This is a genomic window from Nostoc sp. PCC 7524, from assembly GCF_000316645.1.
Taxonomy (GTDB): Bacteria; Cyanobacteriota; Cyanobacteriia; order Cyanobacteriales; family Nostocaceae; genus Trichormus.
Map to the genome: position 1 here is coordinate 4,524,556 of NC_019684.1, position 14,861 is coordinate 4,539,416.

12 protein-coding genes and 1 tRNA gene are annotated in these 14,861 nt (G+C 43.7%); 3 read left to right on the top strand and 10 right to left on the bottom strand.

What is annotated here, in order from left to right:
- Positions 1–19: 19 nt before the first annotated feature.
- From ndhI to NOS7524_RS18080, 7 genes are all read right to left on the bottom strand, one after another.
- Positions 20–604: an NAD(P)H-quinone oxidoreductase subunit I gene (ndhI, locus tag NOS7524_RS18050; RefSeq protein WP_015139924.1), complete on the bottom strand. Its 585-nt coding sequence runs from the start codon at positions 602–604 to the stop codon at positions 20–22.
- 104 nt (positions 605–708) lie between these two features.
- Positions 709–1,827: an NADH-quinone oxidoreductase subunit NuoH gene (nuoH, locus tag NOS7524_RS18055; protein WP_015139925.1), complete on the bottom strand. Its 1,119-nt coding sequence runs from the start codon at positions 1,825–1,827 to the stop codon at positions 709–711.
- A gap of 402 nt (positions 1,828–2,229) precedes the next feature.
- Positions 2,230–3,366 (bottom strand): citrate synthase, encoded by a 1,137-nt coding sequence (locus NOS7524_RS18060; RefSeq protein WP_015139926.1) that lies wholly within the window; start codon positions 3,364–3,366, stop codon positions 2,230–2,232.
- A gap of 110 nt (positions 3,367–3,476) precedes the next feature.
- Positions 3,477–3,971, bottom strand: a complete 495-nt coding sequence (gene sixA, locus NOS7524_RS18065) for a phosphohistidine phosphatase SixA (protein WP_015139927.1) — start codon at positions 3,969–3,971, stop codon at positions 3,477–3,479.
- A 177-nt stretch (positions 3,972–4,148) separates the two neighbouring features.
- Positions 4,149–4,826, bottom strand: a complete 678-nt coding sequence (locus tag NOS7524_RS18070; RefSeq protein WP_015139929.1) for a Holliday junction DNA helicase — start codon at positions 4,824–4,826, stop codon at positions 4,149–4,151.
- The gene (locus NOS7524_RS18075) at positions 4,823–5,236 is read right to left on the bottom strand and encodes a RusA family crossover junction endodeoxyribonuclease (RefSeq protein WP_015139930.1); all 414 of its coding nucleotides are present in this window, start codon (positions 5,234–5,236) and stop codon (positions 4,823–4,825) included. Before NOS7524_RS18075 ends, NOS7524_RS18070 begins: the two co-directional genes overlap by 4 nt.
- A gap of 231 nt (positions 5,237–5,467) precedes the next feature.
- Positions 5,468–6,754 (bottom strand): DHH family phosphoesterase, encoded by a 1,287-nt coding sequence (locus tag NOS7524_RS18080; protein WP_015139931.1) that lies wholly within the window; start codon positions 6,752–6,754, stop codon positions 5,468–5,470.
- 862 nt (positions 6,755–7,616) lie between these two features.
- On the opposite strand from NOS7524_RS18080, the gene NOS7524_RS31020 reads away from it, so the two are divergent.
- Positions 7,617–7,745 carry a hypothetical protein gene (locus NOS7524_RS31020; RefSeq protein WP_268741967.1) on the top strand — a complete coding sequence of 43 codons (129 nt, stop codon included), beginning with the start codon at positions 7,617–7,619 and terminating at the stop codon, positions 7,743–7,745.
- A 2-nt stretch (positions 7,746–7,747) separates the two neighbouring features.
- Here the strand turns inward: NOS7524_RS31020 and NOS7524_RS18090 are convergent, their stop codons facing one another.
- Positions 7,748–8,245, bottom strand: a complete 498-nt coding sequence (locus NOS7524_RS18090; protein ID WP_015139933.1) for an HNH endonuclease — start codon at positions 8,243–8,245, stop codon at positions 7,748–7,750.
- Between the two features lie 467 nt (positions 8,246–8,712).
- On the opposite strand from NOS7524_RS18090, the gene alr reads away from it, so the two are divergent.
- Together alr and NOS7524_RS18100 are read left to right on the top strand one after the other, a co-directional pair.
- Positions 8,713–9,900 carry an alanine racemase gene (gene alr, locus NOS7524_RS18095; RefSeq protein ID WP_015139934.1) on the top strand — a complete coding sequence of 396 codons (1,188 nt, stop codon included), beginning with the start codon at positions 8,713–8,715 and terminating at the stop codon, positions 9,898–9,900.
- Positions 9,901–9,995: 95 nt separating this feature from the next.
- Positions 9,996–10,077 (top strand) — tRNA-Leu (locus NOS7524_RS18100).
- 81 nt (positions 10,078–10,158) lie between these two features.
- On the opposite strand, the gene lnt is transcribed toward NOS7524_RS18100, so the two are convergent.
- Both lnt and gyrA read right to left on the bottom strand, forming a co-directional pair.
- The gene (gene lnt / locus NOS7524_RS18105) at positions 10,159–11,754 is read right to left on the bottom strand and encodes an apolipoprotein N-acyltransferase (RefSeq protein ID WP_015139935.1); all 1,596 of its coding nucleotides are present in this window, start codon (positions 11,752–11,754) and stop codon (positions 10,159–10,161) included.
- Positions 11,751–14,351, bottom strand: a complete 2,601-nt coding sequence (gene gyrA / locus NOS7524_RS18110; RefSeq protein ID WP_015139936.1) for a DNA gyrase subunit A — start codon at positions 14,349–14,351, stop codon at positions 11,751–11,753. Before gyrA ends, lnt begins: the two co-directional genes overlap by 4 nt.
- Positions 14,352–14,861 lie beyond the last annotated feature (510 nt).

A 14,861-nucleotide genomic window follows, 5' to 3' on the forward strand; every position in this document is an offset into this window, starting at 1 on the left:
GACAAATGACTAATGACACTTACTTTTCTGCTTGTTCTACTAAGTCTTCTGGACGCGCCCCAGCACGAGGTGCATCGGCGGGTAGTCCGTGGGGTTCGAGAATGCCTTTCGGTAGGTAAACCAGTTCGCGTAGTGGAGTCACCATTGGGTCATTTGTGACTTTGTAAGGCATACGTCCTAGTGCCACACTATCATAGTTGAGTTCATGGCGATCGTAAGCGGCTAGCTCGTACTCTTCCGTCATGGATAGACAGTTAGTTGGGCAGTATTCCACACAGTTACCGCAGAAAATACAAACCCCGAAATCTATACTGTAGTGTTTGAGCTTTTTCTTTTTGGTGGCTTTGTCGAATTCCCAATCAACTACAGGTAAGTTAATCGGACAAACTCGGACACAAACTTCACAGGCGATACACTTATCAAATTCATAGTGAATCCGACCGCGAAACCGTTCACCAGGAATCAGTTTCTCGTATGGGTACTGCACGGTGACAGGACGGCGACGCATATGGTCGAAGGTGACAGATAGCCCCTGACCAATATAACGTCCTGCTTGTACTGCTTCTTTGGCGTAATCACCAACTTGTTTGAGGAACTTGAGCATTTTGTGAGTCTCTCTTGTGTTAATTGTTCAGTTGTCAGTTGTCTTGGTCAATGATCATTTTTCTGAAGACTAATGACCATTGATTAATGACAAATGACTAATAACTAACCACCAAAGGCGACGGGAAAGGCGAGTTTTAGGGCTGCGGTTAATAGAAGATTCACTAACCCAATGGGTAACAAAAACTTCCATCCTAAATCTAACAATTGGTCAATCCGTACCCGTGGTACTGTCCAGCGCAACAGGATAGCAATAAACACGAGAAAGTAAGCTTTGAGTAAGGTCATGGTGATACCCAAAGCGGCATTAACTACCTGGAGTACGGGATTTAGTTCACTCACTCCCAACCAACCAGCTATGATGTTGATGGGAATGGGGAAATCCCAACCGCCTAAGTACAAAACTGCTACCAACAGAGCAGAAAGCACTAAGTTCACGTAGGAACTGAGATAAAATAGGGCGAATTTCATCCCTGAGTATTCAGTTTGGTAGCCTGCAACCAATTCTTCTTCCGCTTCCGGTAAGTCAAAGGGCAAGCGTTCGCATTCAGCCAAAGCGGCAATCCAAAAGATCAGAAAACCAAGGGGTTGTCGCCAAATATTCCAGCCGAGGATACCGTAGCCGGATTGCTGATTGACAATATCCACGGTGCTGAGGCTGTTAGACATCATAGCGATCGCTAACACACTCAAAGCCAAGGGGATTTCATAACTAATTGATTGCGCTGCTGCCCGCAACCCCCCTAACAAAGAGTATTTGTTATTAGAGGAGTAGCCAGCCATCAATAAGCCAATAGGCTGAATGCTAGATAAAGCAATCCACAAGAATATCCCAGTTCCCACGTTGGTAATGAGGATATTCTGTCCAAAAGGCACAATTAAGTAAGACAGAAACACTGGCAGAACCACCAGGATAGGCCCTAGGGTAAATAACCAAGGGTCAGCTTGTGCCGGTACAATATCTTCTTTGAATACCAGCTTCAGACCATCTGCCACGGGAGCCAGTAACCCCAACGGCCCAATATATTCAGGGCCAATTCGCTGTTGTACGGCTGCCGAAATCTTCCGTTCTAGCCAAACACAAACAAGTACACCCACCGTTGCCCCAATCAGCATCAGGATCATCGGTAGAGGCATCCAAATTGCTTTAGCTGCCCCCTGTGGGAGTCCTAAATCCATCAAGGATTTAATAAAAGTTCCTTGGAGGTCAATTCCTGAATTCATGTTTCCGCTCTTTAAGTCATCAAGTCATGGTGGGTTACAATCATTAGCTAAACTAATACCTGCAACGACACCCATTTATATCTCTGTTGAGATCACACCTGATTGAATTTTTGTTGCCAATTCCCATGCCTAGTATATCGCCGGATGGTTGGCGGCTTCTGTAGCTACACGAGAACTTCTACTTATAGCTAAGATTGAGATTCACTATGGGCATGGAAGGGTGCAGGGGAGATGAGGGGGATGAGGGGATGAGGGAGGATTTTTTAACCAGTCCCCAATCCCCAGTCCCTCAAACAAACAACACAAAGCCGCCGCTTCCATTTTGGCAACGGTTCTCCACTGTCTATGAGGTTTTTATCTCCCCACACTGAGGGGTAATGTGACTGACAATGGAACTACTACTTAACGTTGGTCGAGGGGTGTGTAAGGCACTGCGTGATGACCGTTATAAACCTGGGTAGGACGGAAAATCCGGTTTTCTGCTAGCTGTTCTTTCCAGTGAGCTAGCCAACCGGCCACACGAGCGATCGCAAATATTGGTGTAAATAAGTCTGTGGGAATTCCCATTTTCCTATACACCAAACCAGAGTAAAAGTCAACATTAGGATAAATCCCTTTGTGGCCCAGTTTCTCTTCCACTACCCGTTCCATTTCTTGGGCAATGTCGTAATATTTGTCTGCGCCAAACTTAGCAAATAATTGTTCTGCTAAGTCTTGCAGAATTATCGCTCTTGGGTCTTTGACTTTGTAGACGCGATGACCAAAGCCCATCAGCTTTTCCTTACGTTGCAGCCTATCTTCAACATAAGGACGAACATTTTCCACCGAGCCGATTTCTTCCAACATCTGAATCACTTCTTCGTTGGCTCCACCGTGAAGCGGGCCGCCCAAGGTTCCCACAGCACTAGCCACCACGGCATAGGGGTCAGTTAAGGTAGAAGCTGTCACCCTGGCACTGAAGGTGGAAGCATTCATTGTATGTTCGACATGGAGAATCAAGCAGACATCAAAGATTTTAGCCGCCAACTCATCCGGTTCTTTCTCGTTGAGCATATAGAGGAAATTGGCGGAATAATCTAAGTCATCGCGGGGCTTTACGGGGTCGTTACCTTTCCGCATCAACTGGAATGCCGCTACCATAGTCGGAATCGTGGCTATCAAACGCACCACAGAGTCCCGAATATAAGCCGGATTATGTAAATCCCGTAGGGAGTAGAACAACCCTAAAGCAGCAGCAGAGGCTTGTAGCGCATCCATTGGATGACCGCTTTCCGGGAAACATTTCATCATGTCCCGAATCCGGTACTTAATCCGCCTATGGAGGCGAACTTCTTCCTCAAATGCTTGCAGTTCTTGTTTACTTGGCAATTCACCCCAGATGAGGAGATAAGCAGTTTCCAAAAACGTACTTTTTGCGGCTAATTCCTCAATCCGAATGCCACGATACTCTAGTATTCCCTTCTGCCCATCTACATAACTGATACTCGATTGGGCGGCGGGAATGCCTTCTAAACCAGGCTTGTATTCGCACACCATCATGGCAACACCATTTGCTTAGTGAAATATTCGACACGCTAACTTACCAGAAAATATTGTCGCCATAACAGTAGCCGAGCTTACAACAATTCTTTGAGAAAGGTTGCAAAAAGTTATAGCAGGTACCGGGGAGGTGTCAACCAAAACATCTGACTACGGCCCACAGGTGAATCTATTTCTGGCAGTTTTACTCCGATCATACCTGCTTTTTTGAGGACTAAACCGCCTCTGGCTTCTCCCCAGAGAAGAATTTCTGCCCAATTACTTAAACAAGGCTCATGTCCGACAAGGGCCAGTTGGTTGTTTTGCGGTAAGTTTTTGGGCTTTAACCAATAATCTAGCCAACTGGAAATATGACCATTGGGAGCTAAATGGTTAGATTCTTCTAAATGTGAACTGAGTTTAGCTGTCAGCAGAATTTCTGCTGTTTGGCGGGCGCGGATTAGGGGACTGGTGACAATCAAATCAAACTGCAAACCCAGTTTTTTTAAACGCTGGGCCACTTTCTCGGTTTTTTCTCTACCTTCTTTAGTTAGTTCCCGTTCCTCGTCTTTGATGCCGGCTTGTTGTTCTTGAGCTATGCCATGTCGAATTAAATATAGTTCCACAGTAGAGTCCTAGGTGACAATTGAGGAGTTACGCCCAATGTGAATTAACATATCTTATTCTCGAATACTACGTCCCCAAGCAGTGGTGTCGCGCCACATCCCAATAAAACCATCATTCGCTAAGTCAAAATCTTCTGGCGGATTGATTTGCATCTGTAATTACTGCATATCTTGGTTTTAGTTTTTCTCACTTTCAGTTTTCCACTCTGCCAATAATTCACGAACCAAGTTATCAAAATTATGCACGACTTGTAAATTTAATTTTTCCATATATCCGTGAACAAGACGATTCCGAACTTCAAAACAAGCCTGAACCATATCAAATTGAGAAATTGATAACTCTCCTAAAGAATACATTTGCTTCAGTAAACCTCTGACTGGAAAATGTTCAACAGGAATTGAGGCATCAACTGCTCGCCTTCTTAAAGCACCCTCAAAAATACTCCACAAAAAAAGAAATGCTGGCTCAATTTCATGATTTTCAATCAACCTATGAGCTTGGTCAAAGCGGTCAATCAGTTCTTGCCATGAAGGAAGTTGTTCCGATGCTCCAGGTAATGATTTGGTTTCTGTGTCTTCAAGAGTTACTAATAAAAACCGCCAGCCTGGATGTTTACTAACTTTCTCTGCTAAGGCTTTTAAACTTTCCACAGAAATTCGGCTGAGGTTGGTTTTGACCTCAATGACTAAACCTGCGTTATCTTTAGTAGCAATAATATCTGGTTGGTAATTACCCAAATCAAAGGGCAACTGATCCATTGTAGGTTCAATTAAAACCTGGAACCCTTCGCTAACATACTTATCTGCTAGAGATTTGACCTTTTCATCATATAAAGATTTAGTATTGTTAGTCATAAGTATTTTTCCAATGGTTGAGATTTACTCACTTTTACATATACACACTCTTGACCAATGAGGACACCGTACTGTAGTAAGTAAGGTAGATTGATAAAGTCAATGGGATCAGACAAAAACCGACGATGGCTATCGACATCTGACACTAAGTTATCATCTTCAAAAACTAAGCCTACAAGCGCATCCTGAATCGGCTTGATAATATTATCGATGTCAGGTGGATAATCATCACAAAGATAAACTAGAGTTAGCTGTAGATTAGCGTCTTGAATGGGACTGCCACCTGTCCAAATCTTTTGAGCTTCAGAACGCACGAAATTCTTCCATTGCTGAAGTTTTTTTGGCTTTGCTTGTAACGAAACAGGTCGTCTAGGAATGAGAAATTCAAAAGGTAAATGTATTATTGGCATTCCAAGTGTAACTTTTGAGCATTCATATGCAAACTTACAGCACTTTCCACAACTAACTTCTTTAGTCAATCAAATTTATACATAATTGCATCGATTTCCTCGATATATAGACAGCCAAGAAAGGAATTTCTTGGCTTTAATAGTCTATTAGTTAAAGTTGAATAACTACCGTTTTCTCATCAGTTTTGATAGAATTTGGCTATCGATTTTGAGTAATTTAGCCTAAGACCTCTACTCAGACTGAATTGGGTTATCTTTAGGATTCACTAATTTCAGTAACTTCTGCTTAATTTGCGCGTCAAATACTTCCCATTTCATTCTGGCATAGGCAGAATTTTCATTGCCTCCAGATAAGAATCCCATAGGAATTTCAAAGCCGCCAGCGCCTGTCCTACCACCGCCAAAAAACCGCCCGGTACTATCTTGTCCAAAGGCTTCTTTGATGAATTCATCAGGATCTAGGGTGAGTTTGGTAGTTCTCAGGGAACCAATGACTACTTCTAGTTCGTCATCTTCATCGTGAACAATCCCATAAACTACAGCAGTATGGACGTTTTCTTCAGTAACTAAAAAATCTGCTGCTTGGGGGATGGCATCGCGGTCGTCGTAACGTAAATATCCTACACCAGCAATGGAAAAGTTATTCTGTACAATCCGGTTTTTGAGCGATCGCTCGATGACATCCATCACCCGTTTAGAACGGTTGGCTTGCAGAATCGCATTTAGCAGTTGAGCATCATAAAACCGACTCAGATATGCTGCTGCCATAAAATCTTCTTCTTGGGCTTGCATTAAGCGATTGGTATCGGAACGCAAGCCGTGCATTAAGGCAGTGGCACATTTAACGTGCTGGCTAATGCTACTATCTAAGCCTAGTAAGCCACATTGAAGATATTGAGTAAAAATTGTGGCTGTAGCTCGCACATAAGGACGAACATCTACAAACTCTGATTTCAACTCAGCCTGTAGGCTGTGGTGATCAATTACTGCTACCAGTGGTATGCCTGCTTGTTGTAAAGATGTTAATAGCTGACTGGTTGTACCTTGGTTATCAATTAAAACCAAACCTTGGTAGCCTGATAAGTCTTTCCCTTTCAGCGTTTGCGGTGTCCAGCGTTGGGCAGGTAAGCCTGTTAGCTTCACTAGAGCAATATTTTCTTGATGACTTAACGTCCCAGCATAAATAATTTCACACTTGATATCGTATTGCTGGGCAATTAGTTGGTAAGTCCAAGCACAAGAAAGGGCATCAGGATCAGGAAAGTCTTGCAAAATGATCAACTGACGTTCATGACGGTGTGAGAGTAGTGTCTTTTGCAACTCTTCTGACTTTTGAAATGCTAGGGAATTGCTACGTTGCCCTACATAAATGCCTACACTTTCGCCTGTCGATGTTGGTAACGTGGATCTAGTCAGTGACACTTCTGTATCTTTGTCTATTTCTGGTTCCTCCGGACTTGGTTCCGTAGTTACTGAAAAATTATCAGAATGCTTAATAAAGGGAGAATTCAATTGCATAGTGAAACTTATTGTAAGTGTGAGGCGCTATAAATTTGTTCAGGGATACTACAACCAGCACTGGACTGATTTAGCCTCACATTCTGATCTTCGCAAAAATATGAGGAAATAGGGATATATATCTTGGTATATTCTTTGTCAAGAAGATAGGTCAGCAATCTGCCCAGTTCTACCAAAATGCACATCGAGGCTGAAAACACATCTCCAATGCTCGTTAATCTTGGTTATCTTTTGTAGATCAGTAAATAGCAAAGCTATTCCCAGCTATTGCCTCATTCCAAATGTCGGCAACATCACAGGCTAGAACTGTCTTGTTTGCCCATTACTTTCTAAAGGCACCTGTTCTGCACAATCCACAGGTTTTTTCAGGTCTGAGTTGATTTTTGTTTCCATTCCATGTTTCAGTCTATCCTTATAGTTTATCGCTTGGTTGACAGGTATTGGTGCTACAGTCTTTGAGGTATGCTGATGATTTTTAATTAATTTACAATTATTTATATTTTTAACAAAATAGGGTATCCGATCTAAACATTGACCGAAGAAAGGCATAAGGTAGTCCTAATGAAACAAGCTTCACCACTAACCAGGAAGTGGTAAATCTTAACAAGCAGAGGTGCAAAGGAGACTTTACCTCAATGCCCAACATTTTTTGGCACCCGAAAAACAGGATATTTTTGGTCTGCTAGTCAGAATTTGAGAATAAAGTGTGAATTAATGCAGGTCTTTTTAGGTTTTATGCGCTATAATGAGATGCTGTTGAAAATTCATCTATCAAGTTTGTAAACAGCAGCCAGAGGCAAGTTCAACACCAACCAACAGCCCAGGCAATCAACCCAGTTAATACCCAGTTTAGGGAATCACGATGCAACGTTTGTACCCAAAGCAAATTACATCCAAAATACTGACACTGCCCTACACGACAAGACGAACAGATGTAGCACCTGGATTAGGTGACAACCAAGCTTCTGGGTATTTGGGGTTAGCCTGTTAATGTCAAAGTCCTATTACATATTTTTGCCATTCTTGATGCAGTCCGCTTTTAAGATGCTTGCTGACCTCAAAATAGAGGCTGCTGTAGGGTTGTCTAGGAGGATGACGCAGCAACATATGCGCTTCGTGAGGAGTGCGACTACCTTTTTTGACATTGCAACGGACACAAGCCGTCACAATGTTTTCCCAGGTGTCCCCTCCGCCACGCGATCGCGGAATCACATGGTCTAGTGTCAACTCATCTCCTGTGTAGCCGCAGTATTGACAAGTATGCCCGTCGCGGTGCAAGATGTTGCGGCGAGTCAAAGGAATTTCTTTATAAGGAACGCGGACATAATGACGCAACCGAATTACGGTTGGTAACGGGAAATCCGCATAGAGAAATCTACCGTTATGTTCAACACGTTCTGCCTTGCCTTTAATTAACAGAACCGCAGCGCGACGCCAGCTCGTGATATTGAGCGGTTCGTAAGAGGCGTTTAGGACTAAAACCTTCCCCATTGATTAACGCTCAAGGTATTAGTTTTACATATATTAACACGAATCTCCCCTCATTGGGAGATGAGAATAAATTATACTTCTAAAATAATTTGAAAATTTATACCGATGAGGTATGAGAAGTGCTGAAATACTTAAGATTAGCCATTATCCAGCCTCTTGTTGCATGATCAGGAGCATCTTGACCAGGATTGGATCTGGGAGTTAGTAGTAAAAACAACTGATAAATTTTGATGAAGGCTTTGGTTCACCTACACCCCTTTCCTAATTGATTAATTTTTATTATCTATATATAAATCTTGCATACACCCAAAGATAGGGAATTTAGAATTATTTGCTTCGGTATATTGTATTTATTCCTGAATGAAGGTTAAACTTCCTGATTAACTCTGATATACCTAACAGAATTAGCAATCAAGATAAATATAAAAATTAACAATCGAACAGTGGTGTGATAGGAGGGACGAAAAATGTTAAGTCGCGAGCAAGCTTCAGGCATTGCTGCTAATCAACAGTGCGACACCTATGCTTGGTTTTCACAACGTGCTTGGGTAGAAATTGACCTAGAGGCATTGTCTTATAATATACAACAAATTAAGCAATTTTTATCCCCACACACCCAGTTAATGGCAGTGGTGAAGGCGGATGCTTATGGTCACGGTGCTGTCACCGTTGCCCAAATGGCATTGCAAGCTGGAGCGAGTTGGTTAGGAGTGGCCACCGTTCCAGAAGGAATTCAATTGCGGGAAGGGGGGATTAAAGCCCCAATTCTGATTTTAGGGGCAACCCATACGGCAGAACAAATTCACGCGATCGCTCACTGGCACCTCCAACCCACCATCGGCAGTCCCAAACAAGCTTTAATTTTTTCCAACACCCTAGAAACTATTCAGTATGGTTCACCCATACCTGTACACATCAAGCTAGATACAGGGATGTCACGGTTGGGGACAAATTGGCAACAAGCAGGGGAGTTTGTCCAGTTAGTAGAGCGTTTACCCCATCTTGATATTGCCAGTGTTTACTCCCACCTGGCCACTGCTGATAGTCCTGATCCAGCTATCATGGAAGAACAGCAAAGAAGATTTGAGGCAGCGATCGCGCAAATTAAAACCTTGGGTATCAAAATCCCCAGATTGCACCTAGCTAATTCCGCCGCCACCCTTGCCAACCCCGGATTACACTACGATATGGTGCGCGTTGGTTTAGCTGTGTATGGACTCTACCCAGCACCACATTTACAACCAACAATCAAACTTCAGCCTGTTCTCCAACTCAACGCACGAGTCACCCACGTCAAAACCATCGCTGCGGGTACAGGTGTTAGTTACGGACATCAATTTATTGCTCCCCGTGAAATGCGCCTTGCTGTTGTCGGGATTGGTTATGCTGACGGCGTACCCCGTAATCTATCTAACAAAATGCAGGTATTAATTCGGGGTCAGCGTATACCACAAATTGGTGCAATCACAATGGATCAGTTGATGGTAGATGTAAGTGCTGTACCTGATGTGCAGGAAGGAGAAATTGTCACTTTATTGGGACAACAAGGCAAAGAGCGCATCCTTGCCGATGATTGGGCAGCAGAATTAAACACGATTTCTTGGGAAATTCTGTGTGGCTTTAAGCATCGCCTGCCTCGTGTAGCAGTCATGTAGTGGCTTGAAAAATGGGGAATTTAGTCTTGTCCAAAAATTTGAGTTCCTTTTCCCCATTCTTAGCAAGAATATGTTATGCTAGTATAGTTGCCTAAGCGGATGTGGCGGAATTGGCAGACGCGCTAGATTTAGGTTCTAGTTCCGAAAGGAGTGAAGGTTCAAGTCCTTTCATCCGCATAAACTAAGAATAAATATATTTTAGTAGCTTCGGGATATTTATCTATCCAGACTAGCCACTACAGATCTATTGCGGTTTATTTAAATGGGTGTAGTCTTTCTGTAGGGTATGGCGAATTTTGCCACAACACCCAGAATTAATAATAAAGGTGTCAACCAATCACCCCAACGCACATATAAAGTTTTTGTCTGTCGTCGGTAAACGGTTTCTGCATGGGTTTCGTAGGTATTGTATCCAGACATCCACAGAGTTTTACCGTGGGGATTGACAAAGGCTGAATATCCGGTGTTAGTTGCCCGCACTGACCATCTATCCGTCTCAATAGCCCGCATGATATCCTGGGCGTGGTGCTGGAATGGCATGGCAGCACTATAGTGGGCATCGTTGGAAGAACTCAGGATAAATTCCCCGCCAGCAGCAGCTTGACGGCGAAATACTTCTGGAAAAGCAGATTCGTAACAAATCCCCACAATGGCTCGCCCCAAGGGAGTATCAAATATTTGATTGGGTGAACCATGAACTTGATGTTCATCCAGTGGTGATAAACGCTGAATCAGCTTGCCTAAAATTTCTTCAAAGGGGATATACTCACCCAGGGGTACTAGCTTGGATTTATCGTAGCGGCTGGTAATTTCACCTTGAGCGTTGACGGTAAATAAACTGTTAGTATAGCTGCGCCCCTTTCTGCCAAAAGCCCCAACCCAAGCAATTACACCTTTTGCCTCTATGGCTGAGACTAAGGGTGTAACGGCTAAATCGTTATCAAAAAAAGGCATCGCCCCTTCTGGAGTCAAGACAGCATGGACACCTTGATTCACTAAGGTTAAATATCCCTCTGTATAGCCTCTAACGGCACGTTGCACCCCTTCTGGAAGCAGTTTAATTTTGTTGGGAATGTTACCTTGAACAATACCTACTTTTAACGCTGTTGCTGGTGGTTCGACCAAGGGAATTGCGTATAATATAAAACCAATTATCTGTAAGGTAATGAGTAAACTTGTGGCAACTGCTAAATATTTGTTGATTAACCGTAAGGGTAAAGGCGAAGTTTGGTTTTGTTGGTAATTGATCCAACTTTCAGCCATTAAACCATTGACAGTGACAATGGCGGCTGTAACGGTATTCGGACCGGAGATTTGTCCGAGGTGGAGAATGGGGAGGTTATGGGGGCTTTGGGTGTAGGCTAAAGAACTCCACCACAAAGGGCCAGCACTCCACAAGCTTTCTAAAGCACACCAAATGGCTGTGCCAAATAAGATACGTAGTAACGATTTAGGCAGATTCAGGCGAGACATGACAAATGCCCAAATCGCTACAAATAAACCTCCCCAGAGGCTAATAAATGACCAACAAAACACGGTAATAGCTAAACTCGGCCACCAAGGCACACCCAACCAATCCATAGGATGGATACCAGTAATCCAAAAGAGGGCGACACCGTGATAGCCGATACCCCAGGCTAAACCGAGGAGGGGGATAGGGGGAGATGGATTTTTGTGGTGAGTCACACTAATAACTAGCACCCAAAGGGGGGCTAGGGCTACCCAAGCCAAGAACCATGCACCCACGGGGGCGACGGTTATCCCCATTACAATCCCACTGATGAGAGAAAGTAAAAGGTAAATAGCAAAAGGGACAATTTCTTTTACCTGTTTACTTTTTACTTTTGACTTCATTCTGCCTCTTCAACGTCAGATGTATCAGCAGTATCAGCAGTATCAGGAGGCACTATTGCTACTCCAGTAATTGCATCATCTTCATCAAGACGTTGCACTCTCACACCAGTTGCTGAACGGGATTGTACAGAAATCGCATTCACTGCTTGCCGGATAATAATACCGCGACTTGTGACCATCATAATTTCATTGTCATTGTTGACAATACCGAGGGTGGCTAACTGGTCCTTGGTTTTGCGGTTTTTGAATTTAGTCGCCATTAAACCTTGCCCAGCCCGATTTTGTAACCGGAATTGGGCGACGGGGACGCGTTTACCGTATCCTCCCATTGTGATGACTAATACCCAAGGGCCGACACTGCCGTTACCTGGAACTTCTGCGGTTTCTTCGATGGTTTCGAGTTCTTCAGTTTCAAGTTCTTCAGTTTCGACTTCTTCAGTATTTAAAGTATCTAGAATGGCGGCTGGCAGAATATCCATGCCGACGAGTTCATCACCTGGTTTGAGTTTCATTGATTTCACCCCACGAGTCGCCCTACCTAGTGGACGCAGTTGTTCGTGGTTACATCTAAAGTGAATTGCCATGCCTTGACGAGAACCGACGATGACACTATCTTCGACTTTGGCACGACGTACCCAGCGCAGTTGATCGCCTTCTTCTAAGGAAATCGCAATTAAGCCATTAGCCCTAATATTACTAAAGGCTGCCAATTCGGTTTTCTTGATGTTGCCACCTTTGGTGAGCATGACCAAATATTCTTCACTGCTAAACTCATCCACAGGGACAATTGAGGTAATTTTTTCTTCTCTGGGAATGGGCAGCAGCTGCACAATGGGTGTACCGCGACTGGTACGAGAACCCACGGGGATTTGATAGGCTTTGAGGCAATAAACGACACCGCGATCGCTAAAGAATAAAACACTATCGTGATCACAGCAAGTTAAGAAATGTTCAACGGTGTCATCATCTTTTACCTTGGCGGCGGCTTTACCTCTAGTAGCACGGCTTTGGGCTTCAAAGGTGTTGACTGGCATCCGTTTGATGTAGCCTTGTTGAGTGACTAAAATCAGGGCTTTTTCATTAGCGATTAAGTCACGTTCATCAATTTCCCCTTCGGCGTGGGTAATGACTGTGCGCCGGGGTGTGGCAAAGCTTGTTTTAATTTGGCTGACTTCGGTTTCAATGATTTCTAAAATCCGTTCCCGCCGTGCCAAAATATCTTGCAAATCCGCAATCTGTAATTGTAATTCCTCATGTTCTAAGCGGATTTTGTCAGCTTCTAGGGCAGTTAACCGCCGCAGTTGCATTTGTAAGATGGCATCGGCTTGCACTTCCGATAGTCCGTAAGTTGTGATTAATTCACCTTTGGCACTGGGGGCATCAGGGGCATTACGAATTAAGTTAATAATTGCATCTAAACGTGATAGGGCAATCAATAACCCTTGTAAAAGGTGATCACGTTCCTCTGCTTTGCGTAGTTCGTAGCGGGTGCGTCTGGTAATCGATTCGATGCGGAAATCGAGGAAGACATTTAAGAACTGCTTGAGGGTGAGAATTTGGGGTTCTCCATTCACCAAAGCCAACATATTCGCGCCGAAGTTGGCTTGTAGTGGTGTTTGCTTGTAGAGGTTATTCAGCACTACACGAGGATAGGCATCACGCTTGAGTTCAATGACAATTCGCATGCCATCGCGATCGCTTTCATCCCGAATATCTGCTATTCCCTCAATGCGCTTTTCGTTTACCAACTCGGCAATTTTTTCAATTAGTCCCGCTTTGTTGGTTTGATAGGGTAATTCGGTAATGATGATGGCTTCTCTATCGGGACGGCCTCGCTGTTCAATGGTTTCAATATTGGCGACACCGCGCATAGTGATCGAACCGCGCCCAGTGGTGTAGGCTTCTTTAATCGCAGCTGTCCCCAGAATTTGCCCCCCTGTCGGAAAGTCTGGTCCCTGGACGTATTGCATTAACTGCAAATCGGTGATTTCCGGGTTATGAATCACTGCCACCAACCCATCAATTAATTCGCCCAAGTTGTGAGGGGGAATATTGGTAGCCATACCCACGGCAATCCCCGAAGAACCATTGAGGAGTAATTGGGGGATACGGGAGGGTAAAACTGTGGGTTCTTGTTGGGAACCGTCGAAGTTATCGATAAAATCTACGGTTTCCGATTCAATATCTTGGAGGAGGGCAACACTGGTTAAAGCTTGTAGGCGACATTCTGTGTAACGCATTGCCGCCGGTGGGTCGTTGTCTACCGAACCAAAGTTACCATGACCGTTAATCAGAGGCGATCGCATGGAAAAATCCTGCGCCATCCGCACCAAAGCATCATATACTGCCGTATCGCCGTGGGGGTGATATTTACCCAACACTTCCCCGACGACACGGGCGCACTTCCGAAACGGGCGATCGTGGGTTAGCCCTAGTTCGTGCATAGCGTAGAGGATGCGACGATGCACAGGTTTTAGACCATCCCTGGCATCTGGTAGCGCCCTACCCACGATCACACTCATGGCGTATTCCAGATAAGACCGGGACATTTCATTCCGCAGATCCGTCGGGATAATCCTCTCCTGTGAGGTTGTCATAAACTAAAAAACTCCAAAAAACTTAGATTTTAGCCTTCGTACTTGACAAAGCGCAAAATAATGCCAAATTTCTTTTGAATAATTGCCATATTTTGATACAATTCTAACATAATCTTGCCTCTGTCTGCCGATGTAGCTCACCCATCTGTTTAGTCAAAATTATGATTGAGATTTAGTTAATTAGGCTCTATGAATTTCATTTAAAAATTGAAAGACTTTTTTAACTTAAAATCCTCGATGGGAAATTTGACCAAGAGTTGATTATGTCTTGTATTGAGAGCCTATTAGGAGAAATGTTGGCTCTGTAAAAAAACAATTAAACTAGCAATAAATGATTACTATAAACAGGCTAAAATGAGTCAATTCTATTCATAGAAAAGCTGGCTCTATTGGTGTCCGCCTCACTACTGCATTTATAGCTGTCATTGTAGATATATATCTGATGTGGAATTTATTCAGGAAATTGCATAAATTCATAGTCAACCTCTGATAAATCTACAAAACAATCTT

Coding starts and splice junctions, on each gene's coding strand:
- alr (WP_015139934.1), top strand. CDS start 8,713: ATGTTAAGTCGCGAGCAAGCTTCAGGCATTGCTGCTAATCAACAGTGC.
- ndhI (WP_015139924.1), bottom strand. CDS start 604: ATGCTCAAGTTCCTCAAACAAGTTGGTGATTACGCCAAAGAAGCAGTA.
- NOS7524_RS31020 (WP_268741967.1), top strand. CDS start 7,617: ATGCAACGTTTGTACCCAAAGCAAATTACATCCAAAATACTGACACTG.
- NOS7524_RS18060 (WP_015139926.1), bottom strand. CDS start 3,366: ATGATGGTGTGCGAATACAAGCCTGGTTTAGAAGGCATTCCCGCCGCC.
- nuoH (WP_015139925.1), bottom strand. CDS start 1,827: ATGAATTCAGGAATTGACCTCCAAGGAACTTTTATTAAATCCTTGATG.
- NOS7524_RS18070 (WP_015139929.1), bottom strand. CDS start 4,826: ATGACTAACAATACTAAATCTTTATATGATGAAAAGGTCAAATCTCTA.
- NOS7524_RS18075 (WP_015139930.1), bottom strand. CDS start 5,236: ATGCCAATAATACATTTACCTTTTGAATTTCTCATTCCTAGACGACCT.
- NOS7524_RS18080 (WP_015139931.1), bottom strand. CDS start 6,754: ATGCAATTGAATTCTCCCTTTATTAAGCATTCTGATAATTTTTCAGTA.
- gyrA (WP_015139936.1), bottom strand. CDS start 14,351: ATGACAACCTCACAGGAGAGGATTATCCCGACGGATCTGCGGAATGAA.
- lnt (WP_015139935.1), bottom strand. CDS start 11,754: ATGAAGTCAAAAGTAAAAAGTAAACAGGTAAAAGAAATTGTCCCTTTT.
- NOS7524_RS18090 (WP_015139933.1), bottom strand. CDS start 8,245: ATGGGGAAGGTTTTAGTCCTAAACGCCTCTTACGAACCGCTCAATATC.